The sequence below is a fragment of the Pseudomonas serbica genome (assembly GCF_028823535.1).
In the GTDB taxonomy this organism is placed as follows: Bacteria; Pseudomonadota; Gammaproteobacteria; order Pseudomonadales; family Pseudomonadaceae; genus Aquipseudomonas; species Aquipseudomonas serbica.
The window spans coordinates 608,000-629,614 of sequence record NZ_JAQIYM010000090.1 but is presented as its reverse complement, the minus strand read 5'-3'; the positions used below and the strand labels follow the sequence as shown (position 1 = coordinate 629,614).

The 21,615-nt window shown below is 54.2% G+C and carries 18 protein-coding genes; all 18 read left to right on the top strand.

Going from position 1 to position 21,615, the window contains the following annotated elements; translation table 11 throughout:
• Positions 1 to 67 precede the first annotated feature (67 nt).
• Positions 68 to 1,141: a DotH/IcmK family type IV secretion protein gene (locus NQL71_RS33535; protein WP_274643902.1), complete on the top strand. Its 1,074-nt coding sequence runs from the start codon at positions 68 to 70 to the stop codon at positions 1,139 to 1,141.
• A complete protein-coding gene (locus NQL71_RS33530) occupies positions 1,142 to 2,590 on the top strand; it encodes a DotG/IcmE/VirB10 family type IV secretion system protein (RefSeq protein ID WP_274643901.1) in 1,449 nt (482 codons plus the stop codon).
• A gap of 88 nt (positions 2,591 to 2,678) precedes the next feature.
• Complete coding sequence (locus NQL71_RS33525) at positions 2,679 to 4,133, top strand: hypothetical protein (RefSeq protein ID WP_274643900.1); 1,455 nt, start codon at positions 2,679 to 2,681, stop codon at positions 4,131 to 4,133.
• 127 nt (positions 4,134 to 4,260) lie between these two features.
• Positions 4,261 to 4,644: a hypothetical protein gene (locus NQL71_RS33520; protein ID WP_274643899.1), complete on the top strand. Its 384-nt coding sequence runs from the start codon at positions 4,261 to 4,263 to the stop codon at positions 4,642 to 4,644.
• Positions 4,645 to 4,701: 57 nt separating this feature from the next.
• Positions 4,702 to 5,367 carry an HNH endonuclease gene (locus tag NQL71_RS33515; protein ID WP_274643898.1) on the top strand — a complete coding sequence of 222 codons (666 nt, stop codon included), beginning with the start codon at positions 4,702 to 4,704 and terminating at the stop codon, positions 5,365 to 5,367.
• Positions 5,368 to 5,457: 90 nt separating this feature from the next.
• Positions 5,458 to 6,648, top strand: a complete 1,191-nt coding sequence (locus tag NQL71_RS33510) for a hypothetical protein (RefSeq protein ID WP_274643897.1) — start codon at positions 5,458 to 5,460, stop codon at positions 6,646 to 6,648.
• A complete protein-coding gene (locus NQL71_RS33505; RefSeq protein WP_274643896.1) occupies positions 6,641 to 6,880 on the top strand; it encodes a hypothetical protein in 240 nt (79 codons plus the stop codon). Before NQL71_RS33510 ends, NQL71_RS33505 begins: the two co-directional genes overlap by 8 nt.
• Positions 6,877 to 9,924 (top strand): putative type IV secretion/conjugal transfer ATPase, encoded by a 3,048-nt coding sequence (locus NQL71_RS33500; protein WP_274643895.1) that lies wholly within the window; start codon positions 6,877 to 6,879, stop codon positions 9,922 to 9,924. Before NQL71_RS33505 ends, NQL71_RS33500 begins: the two co-directional genes overlap by 4 nt.
• 68 nt (positions 9,925 to 9,992) lie before the next feature.
• Positions 9,993 to 10,505: a DotD/TraH family lipoprotein gene (locus tag NQL71_RS33495; RefSeq protein ID WP_116262820.1), complete on the top strand. Its 513-nt coding sequence runs from the start codon at positions 9,993 to 9,995 to the stop codon at positions 10,503 to 10,505.
• Positions 10,506 to 10,513: 8 nt separating this feature from the next.
• The gene (locus NQL71_RS33490; protein WP_274643894.1) at positions 10,514 to 11,407 is read left to right on the top strand and encodes a type IV secretory system conjugative DNA transfer family protein; all 894 of its coding nucleotides are present in this window, start codon (positions 10,514 to 10,516) and stop codon (positions 11,405 to 11,407) included.
• Between the two features lie 20 nt (positions 11,408 to 11,427).
• Entirely contained in the window at positions 11,428 to 12,621 is a 1,194-nt protein-coding gene (locus tag NQL71_RS33485) for a type IV pilus twitching motility protein PilT (protein WP_274643893.1), read from the top strand.
• 124 nt (positions 12,622 to 12,745) lie between these two features.
• A complete protein-coding gene (gene icmT / locus NQL71_RS33480) occupies positions 12,746 to 12,997 on the top strand; it encodes an IcmT/TraK family protein (protein WP_274643892.1) in 252 nt (83 codons plus the stop codon).
• 67 nt (positions 12,998 to 13,064) lie between these two features.
• The gene (locus NQL71_RS33475) at positions 13,065 to 13,898 is read left to right on the top strand and encodes a TcpQ domain-containing protein (RefSeq protein WP_274643891.1); all 834 of its coding nucleotides are present in this window, start codon (positions 13,065 to 13,067) and stop codon (positions 13,896 to 13,898) included.
• 17 nt (positions 13,899 to 13,915) lie between these two features.
• The gene (locus NQL71_RS33470; RefSeq protein ID WP_274643890.1) at positions 13,916 to 15,511 is read left to right on the top strand and encodes a secretin GspD/PilQ domain-containing protein; all 1,596 of its coding nucleotides are present in this window, start codon (positions 13,916 to 13,918) and stop codon (positions 15,509 to 15,511) included.
• Between the two features lie 10 nt (positions 15,512 to 15,521).
• A complete protein-coding gene (gene pilO2, locus NQL71_RS33465) occupies positions 15,522 to 16,886 on the top strand; it encodes a type 4b pilus protein PilO2 (RefSeq protein WP_343228896.1) in 1,365 nt (454 codons plus the stop codon).
• Between the two features lie 8 nt (positions 16,887 to 16,894).
• A complete protein-coding gene (locus NQL71_RS33460) occupies positions 16,895 to 17,848 on the top strand; it encodes a hypothetical protein (RefSeq protein WP_274643889.1) in 954 nt (317 codons plus the stop codon).
• A gap of 26 nt (positions 17,849 to 17,874) precedes the next feature.
• A complete protein-coding gene (locus NQL71_RS33455; RefSeq protein ID WP_274643888.1) occupies positions 17,875 to 18,243 on the top strand; it encodes a hypothetical protein in 369 nt (122 codons plus the stop codon).
• Positions 18,244 to 18,416: 173 nt separating this feature from the next.
• Positions 18,417 to 21,614 (top strand): ATPase, T2SS/T4P/T4SS family, encoded by a 3,198-nt coding sequence (locus NQL71_RS33450; protein WP_274643887.1) that lies wholly within the window; start codon positions 18,417 to 18,419, stop codon positions 21,612 to 21,614.
• Position 21,615: the final 1 nt, after the last annotated feature.

Here is a 21,615-nt window from a genome sequence, read left to right as displayed (position 1 = left end):
TTTATTTTCATAAACGATTGATGTAAATTGACCGCAATTCTGCATGTACAGTTCGGAGATCAACTAAATGCGCAAGTCGCCGCTGGTGATTGCGATGGCTTTAGCCCTTTCTGGGACGCTCTCGCATGCTGCCGATACTTTCGATAAGGCGTTGGGGGCTGCGGCAGCTGAACGGCCTGAGCAAGAGCAGAAAATTGATCCCAAAGAGCTTGTCGATTGGGACAAGAACATGGCGGCAGCGAAACGCAGCGCTCTGACGGGTACGTTGTACGAGGAAGATCAATTAAAAGACCTTCGCAAGATGCTGCAGGGTAATGAGGTTGCGAAGATCAAGGAGAAGATTTATCGCAAAGAAATGCCACTCGAGCCCTCCGAAATCAGTGAACTACGCAAGCGCCTGGCAAAGACCGAGAAAGCCGTAAATGAGCCGGTCAATGGCGACACTGCGTTCCGAATCCGCAACGTTACGTACAACCCTGACTCCAATCAACCGTTATCCATATCTGTGGCACCGGGTTACTCGGCCCAGATTGAGTTCTACGATTCGTCTGGCAAGCCCTGGCCGATTCGCAAAGATGGTGTGGTGGGTGACAGCGAATCCTTTACGAAGCGTGTAATGGGAGAGGATCGGCATATTGCGTCCTTCTCGCTTAATCGCGCCTACAAGGAGTCCAACGCTTCGGTGGTACTTGAGGGGTTGCCGGCTTCGATCCCGATCCTGCTTAAGGGTACCGCGTCAACTGTGGACGGGCGAATGACGGTGACCTTGCCGCGCCTGGGGCCGAAAGCCGAGATCATGCCTATCTATCAAAACGAGATCGAAAACGTTTCGCCTGAGCTGGTTAAGCTGCAGGGTGGGAACATTCCGACGGGGTCTAAACCTCTGCGTGTAGAGGGTATCGTCAATGCGGAGTCGTGGTACGACGGTAGCTTCCTGTACTTGTCGTTGCCGGGTCGCCTGCTACTCCCTCCCCCACTGAGCAGTTCGGTCAGCCCAACCGGGCGCTTCCTCTACAAGGTGACACCAACCCCAATGATCACGGTATCGGTCAATGGTGAGCGTAAAACCGGCACTATTGAGCGGGTGTACTCGACCGAAATTCGTCATGCGCGAAGCGTTTTCGATAAGGAAAAACAATAAATGAGTGCAATTGACAACCTTCGCAAGATTCCGGTTAAAACGCGTTTGATGATCGGTTTGGCGGTATTGAGTGTCATCGTAGCGGTTGGCTTTACTGTGCTTCGCCTGGGTAGCTCGGGTGAACAGGGGGGCAGCGCGGGTGGTGCGAACCTCAACCTGCCACCGTCAAAAGAGCAGATCGGTCGCGACAAGCCGACTGAGGTCGTTCGTTTTGGCGAAAACACGACCGTGGGGCAGTTGTACCGAAAAGATGAAGAGAAGCGCGCCCAAGAGGCAGTTAAGGGCGATACCAGCCACGTTGACGAGGTTCGTTTACGTCTGGATCCCCCAAAAAGTGCCCCAGTGGTTAAAGCCGAAGCTCCAAAGGTTGAGGAGCCAGACCAGCTGGCAAAGCTGAGGCAGGAGCGTGTTCAGATCCAGCAAGCGCAGGATCGTGAGCGACAGGCTCGTGGTGGTTCGACACCCATCCAGGAAAACCCTTGGAAGGCCTTTGTCGATAGCGAACGCGCCATGACTGCCGACTATGATGTGGCGTTGGCGACAATGATGGGTACTCTGAAACCTTCGAGGACGCTTCCCGTACCGAACTACGAGTCAAGCACAGACGCCACAAGCAAGGCTTCGTCGGCGTCTGGTCGCAGTTCTGCTAATACAGGAAGTTCATCCAGTGGTACTGGTTATGAGCAATACCTGAGCGGGAATGCTACTCAGTCGGGTGGTGGCAACGGTAAGATTACTGCCCAGGGCGCTTCTCAGCGTTCCTTGCAAAAAGGCTCCAGTCGCAACGTCGATGCTGACGAGGTGACAGAAGAAGAATCTGAGGTTGAAAACGTTCCGGATTACCCTAGCGAACGGATTGCCAAGGCGGCAATGAAGAAGACTACCGTCGTCGGCACCGTTCCTGTTGGTTCTACGGTGTATTCCGTGCTGCAAATTGGCGTAAACACTGATGAGATCAGCCCTATTCGCGCTGTGACCGTTGAAAAAGGTCGCCTGGAAGGCGCGGTTTTAACCGGCGAGCCGAAACGTGTGGGTGAGAAAGCCCAGCTTACGTTCACCAGCATGAGTTTGAACGGCAGAAGTTACTCGATCAACGCTGTTGCACTCGATGTCGACACTTACCGGTCAGTGCTGGCGGACGGGGTGGACAATCACACCTTTGAACGTTACTCGAAGCTGTTTGCGGCGGCCTTTGTTGAAGGTTATGCAGACGCCTTGTCAGGTACGCAGACGATCACAAATACTGACGGATCCTCGTCGTCGAGGAAGGATCCCTTGCCGGATACCGGCGCGCAGATCAAAGTTGGTATTGGTGAAATCGGTAAGAAGATGTCGCCGATTTATGCCAAAGAATTTGATCGACCGCCAACGGTTACGGTCGAGCCGAACAAAAGCATTATTATCATGTTTATGCAGGAGCTGGACTTGGATAAGCCAACCCAACGCTAAGGCCGACGGGGCAGGTAAAACTGCCTCGTTGTGTTGACTCCCAAACAAGATTAATATCTATAAATTGACAAGAGTGCCGGAGCAGGTTATGGCTAAGAATGTAGAACAAGACCCGTTTGCTGATGATGAAGGTTTCGCCGGCGACGACTCTTCGAGCTTCACCAGCGATACAGATTATCAAGATGGTTTCTCTGACGGTCACAATGCTGATGATGACCAGTCAACGACCGATTTTGATGATACTGACGCGGACACCCAGGGCTTTGAACCTGAGCACGATGCTGATGCCGCACTCGACAGCCAGGTTCCAGCTCAGGCCGGCCAACCAAAGCCGTTTATGAAATCCCCGTTTGGCATCGCTGTCATGGGCCTCGCGACCCTGGGCGTTGTCGGTATCGGTGTCGCTGGTTATCGCGTCAGCCAGAACTCTGGTGCAGAAGCCGATCCGGTTTCCAGTCCAGTCGCTAACACAAAATCTGAAGTGCCAGCCGGCGAAGTTGATTTCGGCGCTGCTGCTGACATCACCGTTGCCGGTGAAGCGCGTGAAGTGATTCACAATGTCGCGCCGGTGAACGCACCGAAGACTGCTGCTCAGGTGCTGAACATGACGCAGCCTGGGGGTGAGCCTGTTGTCGCTCCTACCCCTACCCTCTCTCAGGTACCGACCACGGCCCCGGCTCCAGTGGTGGGTGCGGCGATCAGTCCGGAATTGCTGGCCGAGCACGATGCGCTGAAAAAGCGTGTTGAGGAACAGCAGGCTTCTGCTGATGAGATGGCGAAAAACGTCACCGCGATCAATCAAGCCCTGGCTCGATTGTCTGCCGTGGTGGAAAAGAACGGTGAAACAGAGATCCTCCTGGGCGAGCAGGTCAAAGCTCTCAATGACAAACTGGAAAGCACCAAGCCTGACGCTGCGTCGGTAGCCACCCCCGAGGGTGCTAAGGCCGATAGCGAGCCTGCCAAGGCGGTTGCGGCTAACTCGAACCCTAAAGTCGAGGGCCGCGTTCGTGTACCTGGTCTGCAGGTTGTCGATTCGACGGCGTCGGGCCATATGGTCGTGGTTAAAAAGGTCAGCAATGGTCGTGTCTTCACCATGTTCGAGGGTGAGAAGATCAATACACCGAAGGGCCAGTACCGTGTTAACGAAGTGTTGGAAAACGGCAAGTTGCTGATCATTGGTGATAAGTACTACATCGACACGGTGGCGGAGGATTACTCCGAGGCGAAGCGTGCAGCTCAAGCTAAGCCGCAGCCGGAACCAAAAAAGGTCGAATCCAAGCGTGAAGCCGAGTCCAAGCGTGAAGCGCCGGCCAAACCCGTGAAGGACAAGCCAAAAGTTGTCAAAACCAGTGTGCTGAAGAACTACACACTGAATGCGGTATATGGCAATGAAAATGACAAGTCGTTTGGTGTTGTCACCAACAGTGGCGATTTCAAGACCTTTAAAGTTGGTGAAAACGTTCAAGGTGTCGGTGTTGTTGACGGCCTGGATTCCGACGGTAACTTGAAAGTCGGTAATTTCGTGATCGAATCTGTTTACTGATTCAGTTAAGTGGCGTGAAAGCAAGAAAAATGTTTTCACGCCACTTGCCAATGTCAATTCTTTGCTTTAAGTTATACCTAAAGTTCTTCAAAGACCTTTATAAAAATAACAACAAAAAGGGGCTTTTATGTACATCTCGAAAAAGCATGCTTCATTGATTACGGCAGTTGCCGTGGGTGCGTGCCTCGCTATGTTCGTTGGTGATGCCAGCGCTGCATCAGACCTCACCATTGTCGGTTCGAAGTGGAAAATCCAACTCAACGCTATCCTGGGCATCGGTAAGCTCGTCCTCGGCGTGGTCGGCTTCTTCATGTTCGCCGCTGGCTTGTTCTACTTCTATAAGGACAACAAGCAGCAAGGTCAAGGTCACCTCAAAACCGGTATCATTGCGATGCTGGTAGGTACCGGTCTGATGATCATCCCTTGGCTGCTCGGCCTTTTCACTGAATCCGTCGCAACGGGTAAAGGTGACGAGGCGGTAACCAAATCGCAAGGTACCGACCTCACATAAGTCGGTGATTAAAAAAGGGTGGCTCATGCCACCCTTTTTTCATACAAGGTGATGACCGTGAAACTACTGCCCATTCGTTTGTCCGTGAAGCGTGGGGCGTTCCGCTCCGACGAACCCTCCCCTCCTGGTTCTGACGCCGTGTACCGCTCGGCCCGTCTGCAAGCCCTTAAGCGTGATGACTACACGTGCCGGTTTTGCGGCTTTCGCAGTGAAAAGAACGAAACCCACCATGCCAACGATGACCACGATGACCACAAGGTCGAGAACCTGATCACGGCCTGTGTGTTGTGCCACATGGCGCATCATATTGCGTTTGCCGGTACCAAGAATCGAGGTAGCCTGATCTACCTCGAAGGTCATCCAATTGACCAGGGTGGACTCAATCAACTGGTGCGCACGTTGTGGATTGCTGAAGAACTTTCCAAAGGTGATTTGAAAAGTACTGCCGCTCAATTGCTTTCGCGTTTAGAGCGAGCTGAGATATTGGCCACGCATCACATTGGTACAACCAATCCAAGCGTTATTGGTGACTTTATGTCAACTTTAAGCGAAGAGGCTTATGCCAATCGCGATGTGTCGTTACAAGGTGTCTATTTGCTACCAAAAAAATCAGCATATGCGGGGCATATTGCTGTTTGGGTAAAAGAGACTAAGCAATTTGGCCCGAACGACTGGATAAAGAAGGCCGAAGAGAAGTTTGCGCAGTGGACTGAAACTGTATAAGATTCGCCAAGATCATGACTCCGCTTAGATGGAGAATTGTTGGCCTCAAATTGGAGGATCGGACAATGGATGATCAGCGTCCGACTACACATGAAAAAAATAATAATAGGTGTGTGTATCTTCGATGACCCGAAAGCCCCCAGAGCGGGTTATTCGTCGGTCGATGGTAGTCCCGCAATGTACGTGGCCGGTCATCATGAACTGAGCACTGACACTCTGTGGGTCACCAACCTAGAGTTCCCGATCTTCAAGGAACTCAACTTTTTGCGCCTGCGGCATATGACTCAGGATCAATACTTCCGCACCAGTATTCGTCTTCTGCAAGCGGAACTGGGGATTACTGATCACAAGCACCTCGCCGAATTTCTATCGAAGCTGTTCACCCGTACCGCGCAAGCTGGGATGAACGGCTTTGGAGTTGATCCGACCAACTTCAACTACCGCTATCACCAGGCGCTGAGCTCTCGCTTGCACGTGCCAGGCATGCATGAGCCGGTGCAAGGCATTGATCCGAGCGCCATTCAGCTGGTGATTGATCACGCGACACAAGAAAACCAGGCCATGTCCGGGGTCAAGCGACCTGACAGGAGCAGCCCGGTGTCGTTCGGATTTCCACGCGATGCCTACGGCCAGTGGCTCATTTCACGGGTTTACCCGGTGGGCAATGTTTGGAAGCGCGACAACATTGACCGCGAGTTCACCTGTGGTACCCGCGATGGCAAGAAGCTGCAGCTGACGGACACCTTCATCAAAAAGCTCGGGGATTATTTCCGCAATAATGCCAGAGCGACGTTCTTTCGCATTTCTGTGAAGAGCCATGAACCTTCACACCGGGCTTTTGCCTCGTTCGGCGCCGGCTCGCGTGAGCCCCGTGTATGGGTCACTTGGCCTGAGCTGCTGGAGTTGCTCGAGTACTCCGTGGTGACGATTTACGAATCGATGAGTACCACGGCGGGCACGATTCGCGAACATCTCCCTGAATATTGCCAGGCGACGGGCTTTGGGCTCGCTGAAGGGCTGTTGTTCGAAAACCTGTACGTCGCGCTGGCCTCGCCGGTAAACAAGCGCAGTACGGCTCTGGGGGCTTACGTGAGGGCCTACGACCGAGCAGCGTGCGGGCGGATGGCTGCTGCGTTCCACAACGCCGGCTTCGTGGTGGGTTCCTACAGCTCTGGGCGGGTGGTGTTACTCATCAACGAAGGTCAGCGTGATCGAGCCAGTGAACTTGCCCTGGAACTGGGTATGGTGCCGCCGTTAGCCAAGGAGTTGAGCGATGCATAGTTTTAACGAGGCTTTTGTGGCCCTCCAACGTGGTTGCCAAGCCAGCACCAGTTTCATGCTGATCAAAACGCTGAAGGCCAACGCGCAGGCGCTGACAGCGTTGGCCGAATTCGATTCCATTTCAGACTTCCCCGCAGATGTCGCGCTTGACCCTCAGATGAGGGCAAAGCTTGTCGCTGAGCTGTTGAGCAAGTCCCTAAACGTCGTGGCATCCCAGGGGGGTTCCCAATGAGCATCGGTTATACGTTCTCTAGCTTCATTGCCAAAATTTTCAAAACCAATGTCATGGATTATTGCCAGATCGAGACCGCTTCCGGCCTTATCAACCCGGCAACCAATCAGAGTCACAACCTGGTGACTCGCGATGGCGGCTTGATGAGCATCTATGAGATCAAGGGCACTTTTGGCATCGTAGGTGATGATGCGTTTCTGTCTCAGCTGCAATCGCTGGTGGAAGGCTACTCTGCTGCGCTGGAGCGTCCTGGACATCGACTGCAGTTCATCTTCAGGCGCGACCCGCTCAACTCCAAGGAGGCCCTGCGGAGCTCGATCAGCGGTGCGATCAAGACCATGCAAAAGCTGAACCTCGACCTTGAGGGGATGCTGCTCGAGCGCGGCGAGTTGCTCGAACGCAAGACGGTGCTTGAAACCTGTCACCTGGTGATCACCACCTACCCTACTGCCCTGCACCCGGACATCCTTAAGCAGGAAACAAAAGTTCGAGCGACGAACAGCCTGAAGAATGGTGGTTTGAAGTCAGGCGCCATGGCCCAGTCCTCGAACATTGAGATGCCTGGCCTGGAAATGATTCACTCAGGTTTCACAACCCAGATCATCGGCAAGCTGCAAGAGCGCATTTCGGTATCCGAAATGACCGTGCACCAGTTCTTGCACACGATCCGCAAGCAGATCACTCAATTCGACGTCAGTGATCGCTGGAAGGCGATGCTACCGGGCGATCACGTCTTGGCGGCACGATTGGTCGAAGAAGTCCCGATGGCCAACGACGTATCCCATCTGCTGGCGCCGGAGATCAGCCACCAACTCTTCACGCGTGAGCCCAAGGTTCACGCCGCTGACAGCACCTTGGTGGACATCGGTGACTGGGTGATTGCGCCGATAATGGTGGATCAACGTCCTCAGGAGCCGAAACCGTTCGCCGATTTATTTGCATCAATTGACCGGAACGTCCCCTACCAGATGTCTCTGGTGATCGATTCTGGCCACAAACGCATCCAGCAAATGATTTCGAGCCGCAAAACCTTCGCTTCCTTTGTGGCCTTCGCCTCAAGTGAAAACGCGTTGATCCGTGACGCGGCTGAAATGCTTCTGCTGGCATCGCAAAACAACACCCTGGTCAGCGCGCAACTCACCTTTTCCACCTGGGGTCGCTCGCTGGAAGAAACGCGCCGAAACCGTTCGAAACTGCGTTCAGCTGTTGAAGCCTGGGGTCAGCTGCAGGTGATCGAAGAGCGCGGGGATCCGGTTGAGGCATGGTTTAACACCTTGCCGGGCTTCTCCGCCAAGCATCTCGCGACACCTATCCCGTTTACCGTCACCGAAGCGCTCGGCATGGCCCCGTTGACTCGGCCAGTATCGCCTTGGGCAAACGGCACGATGCTGTACCGCACCATCGACGAAAAGGTGTTCCCTTATCTGCCCGGCTCCAACCTGCAGAACGCGAACATGGAACTCGTGTTCGCTCCGCCTGGTTTTGGTAAGTCCTTCTACCTCGCGGCAGCCAACATGGGGTTGATCACAAAGCCCGGCAACGAAATCTTGCCACGCATTGGGATTGTCGACATCGGCTTCTCCTCGGCGATGTTCGTGGACATGGTGCGAGATGCCCTGCCGGCCAATCAGAAGCACCTGGCGCAGTCATTCAAGCTGGAGATGGATCCGAAGTATGCGGTGAACTTCTTCGACACTCTCCTCGGCTGTCAAAAGCCTTTGCCAGTAGACAGGGAGTTTGTGGTTAACATCATGACCCTGTTGTGTACACCAGCTGGTCGCGAGGCCCCTTCCCGTCTGCCTGAGCTGGTGTCAGCCCTCGTCGACGAGATGTACAAGTACTTCGCCGAGGACAACAATCCGAATTACTACGAACCGGGCATGGATCCCAAGGTTGACCAGGCCATTGAAGAACACGCTATCAAGCTGCGCACGAACATCAGCTGGTGGGCGGTCGTACGCGAGCTGCACCGCAAGGGCCTGTCCAACGAAGCGTCGCTGGCGCAGCGTTACGCGGTGCCGACACTCAGTGATGCGACCAGCGTGTTGTCTCGTGCCAGCTCGATCAAGGACATTTACGGCACCTCTATGGTCGATAACGGCCAGGAAAGTCTGATCGACTTCCTGAACACCATGATTAACTCGGCGGTGACCGACTACCCGATCCTGTCGATGCCGACGGTGTTCTCTCTGGGTGAGGCCCGGATTGTGGCCATCGACCTCATGAGCGTGGCTCGTGAAGGTTCGGCTCAGGCAGAGAAAAAAACGGGAGTGATGTACCTCTACGCTCGGCAATTGATCTCAAAAGATTACTACCGCAAGGCGATTCACACGATTCCGGACATCCCTGATGAGTACAAGAACTATCACCGTAAAATCATCGAGCGCGATGAGGCCGTGCCGAAAAAGTTTTGCATGGACGAATTCCACCGTACTAGTTCTGTACCGGCAGTTCGTAAGCAAGCGGCAATCGATATTCGTGAAGGTCGAAAGTATGACGTGCACGTGTCCCTGTTGTCGCAATTGCTCGAGGACTTTGACCCTTCCATGGTCAAACTGGTGAATAACATCATCATTCTCTCGAAGGGTATTTCTGAAATGTCCCTACAAGAGATTCGAGCACGGTTTGCACCGTCCGAGGATGCCATCAGTTACATGAACCGCTGGTTGACCGGCCCTGGCCCTGAAGGCTCGAGCATGCTTTATATCGGTCAATTGACCAGTGAAACGGCGCCGAAAATCGAGCAAGTGCTGCGGTTGACGCTAGGCCCGACCGAAATCTGGGCTTATTCAACCACCCCGACGGACGTTTCGTTGCGTAAACGTATGTCCGATAAGATCGGGTTGAACAACGCGCTGGCGATTCTTTCCACAGCCTACCCTAAAGGGTCGGCAAAAGCTGATATTCAAAAGATGTTGGCGGATAACTCGATGGCACTGGAATCAAATGATGAAAACCAAAACATGTTTGACGTGTTGGTCGACCGTTTGATCAAAGAACATGGGAAACTTATTGACCCGGCCAAAATGCCGGTTGCTGGATAGTTTTTGTTCCCATAATATTGCGGCAATGATGAGAGAGAGTTAAAAACTCTCCAAGGTGAGAATAGATAATGAAATCCCGCTACCTGCTGTCATCTATTGCGGCAGCACTTGCCTTGACCGGCTGTGCATCGAATCAAACTCTTCGGGCGACCAACGTTCTGGTCACGCCTCCAGCTGACCCGATTACGGAAATGCGTGCTGTGGCGGTGGAGGCGCGTGATGAACTGCGCCTGCTAGCGAAAATTTCCGATGCCACGGCTGCCCCAAGCCTGAGTAAAGAGCAAATCGCTCAACGTGAATTCCAGTCGGTGCATGTGCCTATTGGTTTCGAGAAGATTTCCCAGTTCTCCTACACCGGCCCGGCGACCAAAGCTGCCATGGCGCTGGCGCAGGTTGCCGGCTACAAGTTCCGCACCTTAGGTGAGCGTCAACCCAACGAGCCGTGGGTCACGATTAACGTGAATCAACTGCCGCTCAATGAGGCGCTCAAGGAGCTGGGTACGCAAACGGGGAGCGCGATTCGCATCGAGATTGATGAGCAAACCACCCCTCCTCGTATGGTCGTTGTGTACAAAAAGTGAGGTCGACCATGCTTAAGCCATTAGCACTTGCTATGGGGCTGCTGCTCGGCTCCTCGGCGGCCTTTGCTGAAGTGGTACCAGGCGTTCAGTCTGGCGCATTGACGCTGCAAGAGTTGCAGACGTTGCACTACACCCCTGGCATGGCCATGGGCGGTGATGACGACGTGACCAACAAGCGCCTGCAGGCTATGCGGGATGCCGCCATGGCCTCTGGGGCACAGCATGCCTACGTCCAGACCATGAACCAGCTGCGTCGCCAGTTTCAGGCTGAAGCACAGTGGCTCGACCAAATGTGGGCCTTCAAGGATCTGATGCGCCTGGCTACGCCTGGTGAGAAATCCTTGTACTTCCTGCCGGCAGTGATTGTCGAGGCTGATGACGTTACTTCCCACTCGGATGACAACAATCGCATCCTGGTGTCAGGCAAATACTACCAGATCGTCAAGCGTGAGCGCCTGGTTACCAACCCGCCCGACTGGCGTGAATACCTGATGATTGACCTGCCGGTGGACGTCTCCAAACCGGTTGGGGCTTTGCTCCCAAAAACGCCTGCGGAGCAACAGCAGTGGTCTGATTGGGCCTCTGAAGGTTGGGAAGCCGGGATTCTCCAGGCCAACGCCGAAATGGTGGCGCGTACGCGTAACCTGGGCACCGACTTCATCGGCATGGTCAAGTACCTGCGTCTGGTGAAAAACAAACAGCTGACTCCGTCGTACGTGGCTTCGCAGTACCGCAACAAGGTCAATCAGGGCAGCAACCTGCACCTGAACCAGCGCACGTTCGCAATTACGGCACCTGCGGCATTCAACGGCAACGACAAGGACTGGATCCCATTGGATCTTGACCCTCGCGCCGGCTATCGCACCCCAGATGAGGTGCGTGCAATAAACAATGGGCAATAATTGCCAAAAGCACTGAAAGCTTGGCTCACAATAAAAATAATAGGCCAACCGTGACAGACGTACAGGATTTTACCATTCCTATTCCGGCGCGAGCGGACAACGCGCAGACACTCGACGCATTGCTCAAGCAGATGGTCGCGATCAGTGCATCCGACATGTTCCTACTGGGCAGCGGTGAGGTCTGCGTGACGCGCTATAGCCAAATTCACCGGCTAACCCGCCGTCGCCTGAGTGACTCAGAGGTGATGAACCTGCTGGGGATTATCTACAACACCAGCGCCCAGTCGTTGCTCGGGGCTCAGACCCCTATCGACACGACGTACGAGTTTTTCGGTGATCCGACTGACTCCGAGGGATTGGTAATTCCCCGTTATCGTTTCAGGGTAAACGCCGTCGGGTGCTTGCGGTCGAGCCGTAACAGCCTGACCGTGACCATGCGGACGATCCCCTCAGCGCCTCCGCACTGGGAAGCTTACGGGATCGAGAAAGATGTCATCGACGTGACCAGTAAGCTCGTACAGGGCCTGGTGTTGATGGTGGGTGGTACCGGCCATGGTAAGTCCACCGCGTTGGCCTCGATCCTGCGTGAGCGCGTTGAGGGCCCTGGTAAGAACATCGTGATGGTCACCATCGAAGACCCTATCGAGTTCACCTACGACGAGATCGACACCCAGTCGTCCATCATCTCGCAGCTGCAGGTAGGTCTGAACCTGAAGAGTTTCTATCACGGGGTAAAGAACTCTCTGCGGATGGCGCCAAAGCTGATTCTGGTCGGTGAGGCGCGTGACTTTGAGACTGTTCAGGCTGCGCTTACGGCTGCAATGACGGGCCACGTCGTGTTTTCAACGGTGCACTCCAACGATGTGGCTTCGACGTTTCAGCGGTTGGTGTACACCTACCCTGGGAACATGCAGAACCAGGCCAAGCTCGACGTTTTACAGCCGATGGCGTTGGTGATGGCTCAGCGGCTGGTGCCGACGGTTGATGGCAAACGCACGGCTCTTCGTGAAATTCTGAAACTTGACCAAGCCGATAAAGACCGACTGCTTTCCGCCAACGATTTGCCCAGCGAGGCCTTTAGATTGCTGGATGCACACGGCAAGCCAATGGTCGCTTCGGCATTGGAGAAGTTCAAAGACGGCCTTATCAGTAAAGACACGCTGAAGATGATTGAATTGAACTACTCAAGTTTGAAGGCAGACCTGAAAGCATGAGTGGCTTCGGTGGCGGACTGGAAGGCAAACATGTGACAAGCCGTCAATTAAGTTGGTTTGTTAAGTGCAGCCTGAAGTTTCGTGAAGTTTTATATACAAATTGCCATACACAGGGGATTCGGAGATGACTGCGCACTATATTACACGTCGGGCCAGGTTGGGGCCGATAGACGCCCAGATCGTCTACCCCCTGCTTTTGCTGATGATGCACCCAAGAATGTGGACGTTTTACATCTTCCTTGTGATGGTCGTGTTTCTTTGGTACCTATCAAGTAAAGGGGTGAACGTGATGATGATGGGTAGAATTGTCCGGCGATGGCTTGTTGGAAATAACCGACAAATCCGATCTCCATGGCGAAGAAACTTGGATATGTAAAATTCAACTTTGTTTCTGTCAATTTACATAATACTATACGGCTATAAAAATAAGAGGACATCACCGAATGGCCCCCAAAGTAAGTATCCTGGCTGCCGCATTGGCTGCTCTGGTGTCCGCACAATACGCGAATGCAGAGTTGTACATTTCACCTGTATTGCGCGCTGCTGTGCAGCCAAGCACTCCGCCCGCTCCGGCCCCTCGCCCTTATGTAGCCCCGCTGGCGGTCAAACCGCAAGTTGCGCCTGCGGTATCGGCGGTTTCGACGGTGCCGGCCACCCCTGCCCCTTCTGTTGTTGCAGCTGCCCCAGCTCCGGCTCCGGTGGCTCCAGCTCGGGATACGTCCCTGTACGGCAAAAGTGTGCCGCTGGGTGTGGCCATGCAGAACCTTATTCCAGATCGCGCTTCCTGGTCGGTGGTATTCGAACCGGGAACCGAAGATCGTCAGGTGTCCTGGAAAGGCGCATCTGATTGGCGCGAAGCGCTGTCCCAGATCGGCAAGAACCACGGCATGACCATCGGCATCAACGAGGCCGGCAAGCGTATTGCCGTCACCTACTCACCGGGCATGAACGCCAAACTCGTTCAGCCGGGCACCAACGTCTGGCAGTTGAAAGCAGGTACCTCGTTGCGCGAGAACCTGGAGGCGTGGGGTGAAAAAGCCGGTTGGCATGTTGATTGGTCGCGCACCCTTGTCGACTACCCGATTGACCATGGCGCAACGCTGGTAGGCCAGTTCTCTGGTGAAGGTGGTGTGGTTGACCGTGTTCTTTCGGCCACCCAGTCCCGTGAAACACCGTTGATTGGTCGGTTCTACACCGGCAACCACGTGGTGGTGATCGAGGAGTCCGGCTACAAGGCCCAGGACGCCAAACGCCCAAACGTTGACGATTCCATTTAAGGCTCAAGGTACTGAAAATGAATAATAAGAAAAAAGCCAGCCTTGTTGCCCTCTCCGCCTTGACCATGCTCGGTGGTTGCAGCACCGTGGTCGACAAGTCGTATGACACTGTTCGTGGGGACATGAGCAACGTCAAAAAGGAAATGAAAAACAGCGCGACGATGAAAAAGAGTTCGGTCGTCGAATCTGAAGACATCTGGCTGGGTGGCGAGGCCTACAAGGTTTCGGATTCCGCCAATGCGCCGGCGATCCTCAAGCGCAACGTGGCGTTCAAACAGCTCGATCCGATTTCCGTCGGCGATCTCGTGTCGATGTTGAGCATGGATCTAGGGCTGAAGATCATTCTCACCCAGGATGCCATCGAATACACATCTCGCAGCGCTGAGAGCAGCAAGTCCAGCAGCAAGGCCGAAAACAATGGGCCAAGCGTTGGCGAGGCAGAAGCGAGTGTCTTCGGCCAGATGGGATCGTCCGGCAGTATTGGCTCGGACACCAAACTGACGCTTGATTACAAGGGTTCTGTTGCTCAGCTGCTGGACGTGATTGCCGGTAAAACCGGTCTGTTCTGGCGTTATGAATATGGCGAAATCGTCATCAAGCGCAACGAAACCAAGTCGTATGTCATCGACATCACGCCTGGCAAAACCGAATTCTCGGCTGAAATGAAGTCCGACCTGGCGTCTGGCGATGACAAGACCGGCAGCTCGGTGCATACCACCAAGAGCGAGATCAAGCCGGATGGTTCCTGGGAAGCGTTGAACAAATCGCTCCAGACCATCCTGAGCGACAGCGGCAAGGTGGCTTACGCCGAGGCTGTGGGCACCATTACCGTGACGGACACGCCACAGGTACAGGCTCGTGTCGCTGATTTCATCAAGGGCGTCAACGGCATTGCGAGCAAGCAAATTGCGGTGAAAGCCGATGTGTACGAGATTACCTCGGACGAGAACGGCGCTTTTGATACCAACATCATGGCTCTGTACGACTGGAAGGGCGACCTGAACATCGGTCTGGACGGCAAGAAGCTGTCTTTCGGCCTAGGTTCCAATGACAAAGCCGCCGATAACAAATTTTCCAAGGGTGAGGCCACTCTGGATCTGCTGCGCACCAACAAAAATGCCAGCCTGGTGACCTCATCCACCATCTACGCCATGAACGGGCAGGCCACGCCGTTCCAGCAGATGGATGAAATCGGTTACCTGGCGCAGGTCACAGTAACCCAGGGTCAAAACGTCAATCCGCAGTCCTCGCTGACGCCTGGCAAAACCAGTCAGGGCTTCTCGATGATGATCCTGCCAAGGATCCTGTCCGATGGCCGCGTGATGATGACCTTTGCCGTGGACTCCTCGCGTATCAACTCGATTGACGAATACGGTACCGAGGCTCAGGGCAAGATCCAGCTCCCGAACCGTTCGACCAACAAATACCAGAACCTGGTGGCGGTACACAGTGGTCAGCCACTGATGATTGCCGGCCTGGAGCGGACAGAGAACACGGCTAACATTGGCTCCAAGTTTGGTCGTTACTCGTGGATGCTCGGTGGCAACCAAAAAGGTGGTAAGCGCAAGGTCATGACCATGATCGTGCTGACCCCTTACATCATGCAGAAATAAGAGAGTCCTCATGGAGCAAATTCTCGAAATTGGCAGCCATCGGTACATCATTGGCCTGCAGTGGAACCCCCTTTCGGGGGCGGATCCACTGTTGGCGGCCCGTACCATGGCAAAGGCCAGGAAAAGCTCATTGGGGCTGCTCCGTACGGTTACAGACAGCGATGGCCACGTGATTCACCAGGTGGGTCTGGCCCAGAAAAAGGTCAAAGGCGTAATTCTGGCTGCGGCAGCGCAGATTGCCACGATTTCGAAAAGTGCGATTGCTATCAGTCAACTGAGCGGCGAGTTGTATTGGCTGTGCATCACAGACAATGGTCGTGTATTGCCAGGCTATGACCGGATTGGCAACGCGGCTGAAATCATTAAGGCTTTCCAAGAGTTCGAAGAAGACTACCAAGTCTCATACATGCAGCTCCTGATGACCTCGGATGTGGCTCAAGCGTTGCGAGTTCGTCACGGGGTTGAGGACATCAACCCGTTGGATATTCTCGCTGAGCAGGTACCTACTGACGCCATCAAGCTGAAGAATCTGGCTGGGATTTCCAACACCACCATGCTCGGCGCCGCCATCGGCATTCTCCTGGTAGGCGGGGGCGGTTACTGGAAATACACCGAGGAGCTCCGTCAGCGTGCACTCGAAGAGCAACTTGCGCTAGAAGCCTTTGAAGCCGAATCGCGAGAAAAAGCCCGCTTGGCCGGTTTAACCAAGGGCCCGACCGACGAAGAGATTCTGGCCAAGGCACGCGAAGAAGAGGTGACCTGGTTACGTGACAGCTTCAACTCGCGCAGCCTGATCAACGCACTCAAGCATATGTACGTCATGACTAGCCGCATGCCGCTTCAGCAAGGCGGCTGGACGCTCGACAGCATCGTTTTTGCCGGGAGTAATCCCCAAGAGCTGCGCACTACATGGAAACGCAATGGCGGAACGCTGGCGAGCCTTAAAGATGGTTTGGAGGGTCAAGGCGCAGTTTCGTTCTCGAACGACTTCAGCCAGGCCAGTGCCAGTCACAAGATCAGCCTGGGTAATCGCGGGATTGAGGACATCGAGCACTTCATCCCGGAACGCGGACTGCGTCAGCACCAATTGGTCGACCTCTTTATTGCTGAAGGTTTCCCCTTCTCGATCAGTACGGTAACCACCACTCAGCGACCGTCGAACATCAAGGGCTTGAAAGACAAAACCCTGGAGAACGTTCCGCAGCTCTTCGTGAAAAAGTGGAGCTTCGGGTTATCAGGCAAGAACAAAGACAGTTTCGTGAAGCTGATGAGTCTGCTTCAGAACGTCGAAAATATGACCCCTGATTCAGTCGAAGTCGTTCGCACAGGTGGCGACTTTTCGTGGAAATTCACCGGAATACTGCAGGACTTATGAGGTCAATAATGATGAATTCTTTTAATAAAACGTTACTGGCGGGGATTGTCGCTGCCACGTTTTGCGCGCCGGCGTTCTCCGATGACACGACCGCGCCTGCGACTTCGCCTGTAGCAGCGGTTGCTGCCGCCCCTGCCGCCCCTGGTGCGACGGCACCGCAGGTGAGCGCGGCCACACCGGCTGCCCCTGTCGCCGTTGTCAAAAAGCAGGACATGACCAGCAAACTGCCGGCTGACCTGATCGAAGAGTTGAAAAGCTCAGGCGACCACAACAAAGAAATCGACGACCTTGTGCGGCTCAAAGCGCTGGCACAAGCTCAAAGCGATCTGGCGCGTGCGGAACTGGATCGGGACAAAGCACGCATTGAGCTCAAGCGTTTAACTGACCCGGTCGCTGCGGCCACGGCAGATGTTGCCGCTGGGGTTGCATTATCCCCTCCCCCTGCGCAAGCAGCGCCAACCGCTTCGACGGCGCCGGGTAAATCGGACTCTGAGGAATCCAAGGTCGAAGAGACTTCGATCCTGGATGACATTTACGTCACACGCATTTACATGTTTGGCGATAAAAAGTCGGCGACCGTGTACATCAAAAACAGTGTGACCACTGCCGAACTTGGTGAAGAAGTTGCGGCGGGCGTGAAGATGATTCAGGTGACCGACAAGGCCGCAACGTTTCAATACAAGGGCAAGAAGCGTACGGTGCGCTTGTCGACGCAGGAACAAGCCTATGGCCGCTCCTACGATGTATCCGGCAAGTCAAATCAGACTCAGCAGGGCATGATGCAGCCTTCGCGCAGTCAATTGATGCCCAATGTCATGCCTTCTGGTATGTCCATGGGTGGTATGGGTGGTATGGGTGGTAGTAACGGCCCAGCTGCCATGCCGAAGGGGATGAGCATGCCTACCCTGCCCGTCCCGCCAGCGGGCATGCCGAATAAAATGAATGCTCCACCTGGCTTCTAATGCCAGGCAGTCGCAGGAGATGAACTTTGAATTTCTCTACTGAGCCGTCCCAAGTGAATCCTGCCCTGCTTGAATTGGATGATGTGCTGAAGGCCGCTGTGAACGCAGCGGCCTCGGCCATTTACCTCAGCGCAAGGCCGGATAAAGCTCGTATTCGGATACTGGCAAACGGTGAATTGCAGGAATATGCGGTCTGGCCAACCAGTCAACTCAGGCAGTTCGCTACTGCCCTTTACCAAATCGTGGCTGAAGATGATTTTGAAGAATCAATGCCTCAGAGTGCACAGTTTGAACGTGATGTTGATGCGGTTCGTTATGAGATAAAAGTCTGCAGTCTCCCGGCCTTCCCATTGGGATTTGATATTGCAATTTTGTATTCAGTTGTCGAAAACTGACAAGTTGGTTAGATTAACTTCAATGAAAGCGGCTATTAAGTAGCCGCTTTTTTGTTTCGGATCGACCAACTAACCAGCTATCGAGTTTTTGCACTAAGATCTTTTGACCTGGTATGGTTTTAATGTATATTGCCTGAAACCTGTACTCATAAAAATAATAAAAGCGAGCAGGCATGGGTCTCTTCAATTTTTGGAGCCGGGCTAAACCCCAGCCTCAGCAAGAAATACGTGTGCCCGCCCGGCCACCTGCTTCTGTGCAGCCTTCAGGCCGCACAGCTGGATCGGCGCCGGCCCAGCGTCCGACACCGTCGAATACCCGTCCGGTGAATTCAGCCTCACCGGCTGCAAAACCAACTCAGCCCGTTCATAAAGAGCGTCAGCCTGCTGAGGTGGCGCTGTCTACCTCTAAGTTAGAAGAAGCACAAGCGGCTTCCGTAGTTGACGAACCTGCGGCGCCGAAGAAAGCCCCTAATGTCCTCTCCAAGAAAGATGATATACCCCATCATGTTTCCGTCATGTCGGTGGCTGGCGGTACATTTCCACTGGAGGGTGATTTACAAAAAAACTATGCGATTCTTTTGATTTCAAGAGAGCGTAAGGATGTTTACCTGGTCGTGTCCACCGACATTGACCAGACTAAAATTGATGATGATTACTTTGCTATTACGGCACGTCTTCATAGTCAGGGTTATAGCCGCAAGAAAATTCTCGCGAATCCAGAAATTCTGTCGATCATCTATGAGGCGAGTACTGCCACCAAGTCGACGGAAGATCAACAACGTCAAGCGACCACCATTCAGCTCGACTTTGACGACCTGTTACGCCAAGCGGACGAGGCTGGTGCCTCCGACATACACATCGAGGTGCGTCGGACTGAAGCCAGGGTGCGCTTTCGTAAGGACGGTAACCTCTATGAGCACCGTTCCTGGCCGGTGCGTTACGCCAGGATGATCTCCAGTGTAATTTACCAGGTGATCGCGGACGAAAAAGATACGACCTTCGACGAGGCCAAGCCACAGGATGCGATCATCGACCGAGAGCTGAGTGAGACGCTCCGGTTGCGCGTACGTCTGGCCACCCTCCCGGCCTACCCTGCTGGCTTCGACATGATCATGCGTCTGTTGAAGATGGGGCAGGACGGCAAGCGCGTCTCGCTGGACAAATTGGGCTATGAAAAAGTCCACCTTTCCAAAATACGCCGGGCGGTTGACAAGCCGGTCGGTGCGGTGATCATGGCCGGTACCACCGGTTCGGGTAAATCCACGTCCTTGAACTCGATGGTTGGCGAGAAAATCGAGAACAACAAAGGTCGGATCAAGGTCATCACGGTGGAAGATCCACCTGAATACCTCTTGATTGGCGCAACGCAAGTACCCGTTGTACGCTCTCGTTCCCAGGCAAAAGCGGGTGATCATCAGGTCAACCCGTTCGCGGCTGTGGTACGTGCTGCCATGCGTTCCGACCCAGACCTCCTTTTAGTCGGCGAGGTTCGAGACGAGGCTTCCGCAGAACTTTTGAAGCATGCCGTACAGTCCGGACACCAGGTTTTCACCACGGTACACGCCTCTGGTGGCATCGATATCGTGGCCCGTTTGCGTTCGAACGGCGTGACCGATGACGTGCTCGGCGGACAGAACTTTATTACCGCACTGATCTACCAGACACTGCTGCAGAAGCTATGTCCAGTCTGCTCTTTCGGCCTGGAAGTTCTTCAGGCCGAAGCCGAGTCTGACTTGGCCTGGGAGTTTGTGGAGCGTGTTTATCGCTACATGCCTCATGCATTGCGCGAAAAACTGCGGTTCACCAACGAATCGGGATGCTCGAATTGCACCGGTGGCCTGATTGGTCGTTCCGTGGCGTCGGAAGTCATCCTGCCAGATACCTACATGCTCAAATGTTTCCGTGAGCGTCAGGACTCTGATGCCCTTATGCATTATCGCCGTCGTGGCGGCAAGATCGCCCTGGAGCACGGGATTCTCAAAGCCTTGCGTGGTGAAACAGACCTGCGCGATGTCGAGAAGAAACTTGACCAGATCACTGCACTGGAGGAACTGGATTCCTCGGTACGGACGAACTTCAAGTTGCCGCTGATCATCGATTACCAAATTAACGAGGATGTGTTCGAAGAAGTCGTCATTGGCGAAGACCCGAATCAGGTCATCGTTCCAAAACGGGTGCTGCTCGATCAATACGGTAAGCCTCTGGTAAGGCCTGGGACGACTGCGCCCATTGTACTTGACCCTGCCCCGGTGGCCGAAGTTGCCCCTGCACCGGCCCCTATGGTGGTTGAGGTTGCAGCGGCACCAGCTGTGGACACCCAAGGTGCCAATCTGACCCCGGCAGATGAATCTTCCCTGTTGGGTCTGTTCTCCGAGCAGAAGATCAAAGAGGAGCCCCTCCTGGCGCCTGCAGAGGCCTTGAGCTCACAGGAGCCGAGTGATGTGGTTGTATTGGCCAAGACCGCCACTCCATCAGATGTGCCGTCTCAGGTCGATGCTGAGCCGGTTACTGAGGCTATCGTGGTCGAATCCGTACCTGAGGTCGCCCTACCCCTGGTAGTCGCGCCTGACGATGTCCAGACAGTTGCGGAGTTGCCAGCCCCTGTGGTGGTTGCCGAGCCGCCTGCTGACGCTGCCACAGACCTTGGCATCGTATTGGCTTTGCCGGAGGTTAAGGTTGCAGAATCATTTGAGGCTGAGACGAAGGAAGCCGAGGTCATCCGTCTGGTACCGAGGAAAGCGGAGCTAATCCTGCAGGAGGTCGACACTGCGCAGGTGGAGCCGGCGCCTGAAGTTGCACCTGAGGCTGGGCCAGAGGTTGTTGTAGAGCCAGTTGTTGAAGTGGCTCTCAATCCGTTGTCCATCGAGTTGATTCGGTTGCTGCAGCGTCAGGTGTTGAGGTCGACGCCTGCCCTGAATGAGAGCGGGGTGGCAGACAAGATTTGTAAGCAGCTGAATCGAAATTTGACCTCGATGGCGAAGATTCAGAACGGTTTTGAACCGCATTCCATTGAACGAATCGCATCAATTGTCAAATCTCTTGATGAAGCGCAATTGGCGGCACTCAAGATCGCCACACCTGAGGCTGTGTTACCGCATTTGCTACCGGTCGAGCAGGTCATTGCCGCCTTCAACACAACGCGTTTGGAAGTTGATGGCCTGAAATCGCAGTTGATGTCAAAACAAAACCGGCCCAAAGAGAAGGCTGGGAATGTCCGCTCAATGGCCGGAAAGGCCAAAAAAGGGTCAAGCAATCCCAAGATTTCAGTGAAGGTAAAGCGCCTTAGCGAAGACAAGGGTGGGGCTGTAGGTCAGCAGGATGGCGATAGCTCTGTGACTGCCGAAAATAACAACAATAACGAAGGTGGTTAAG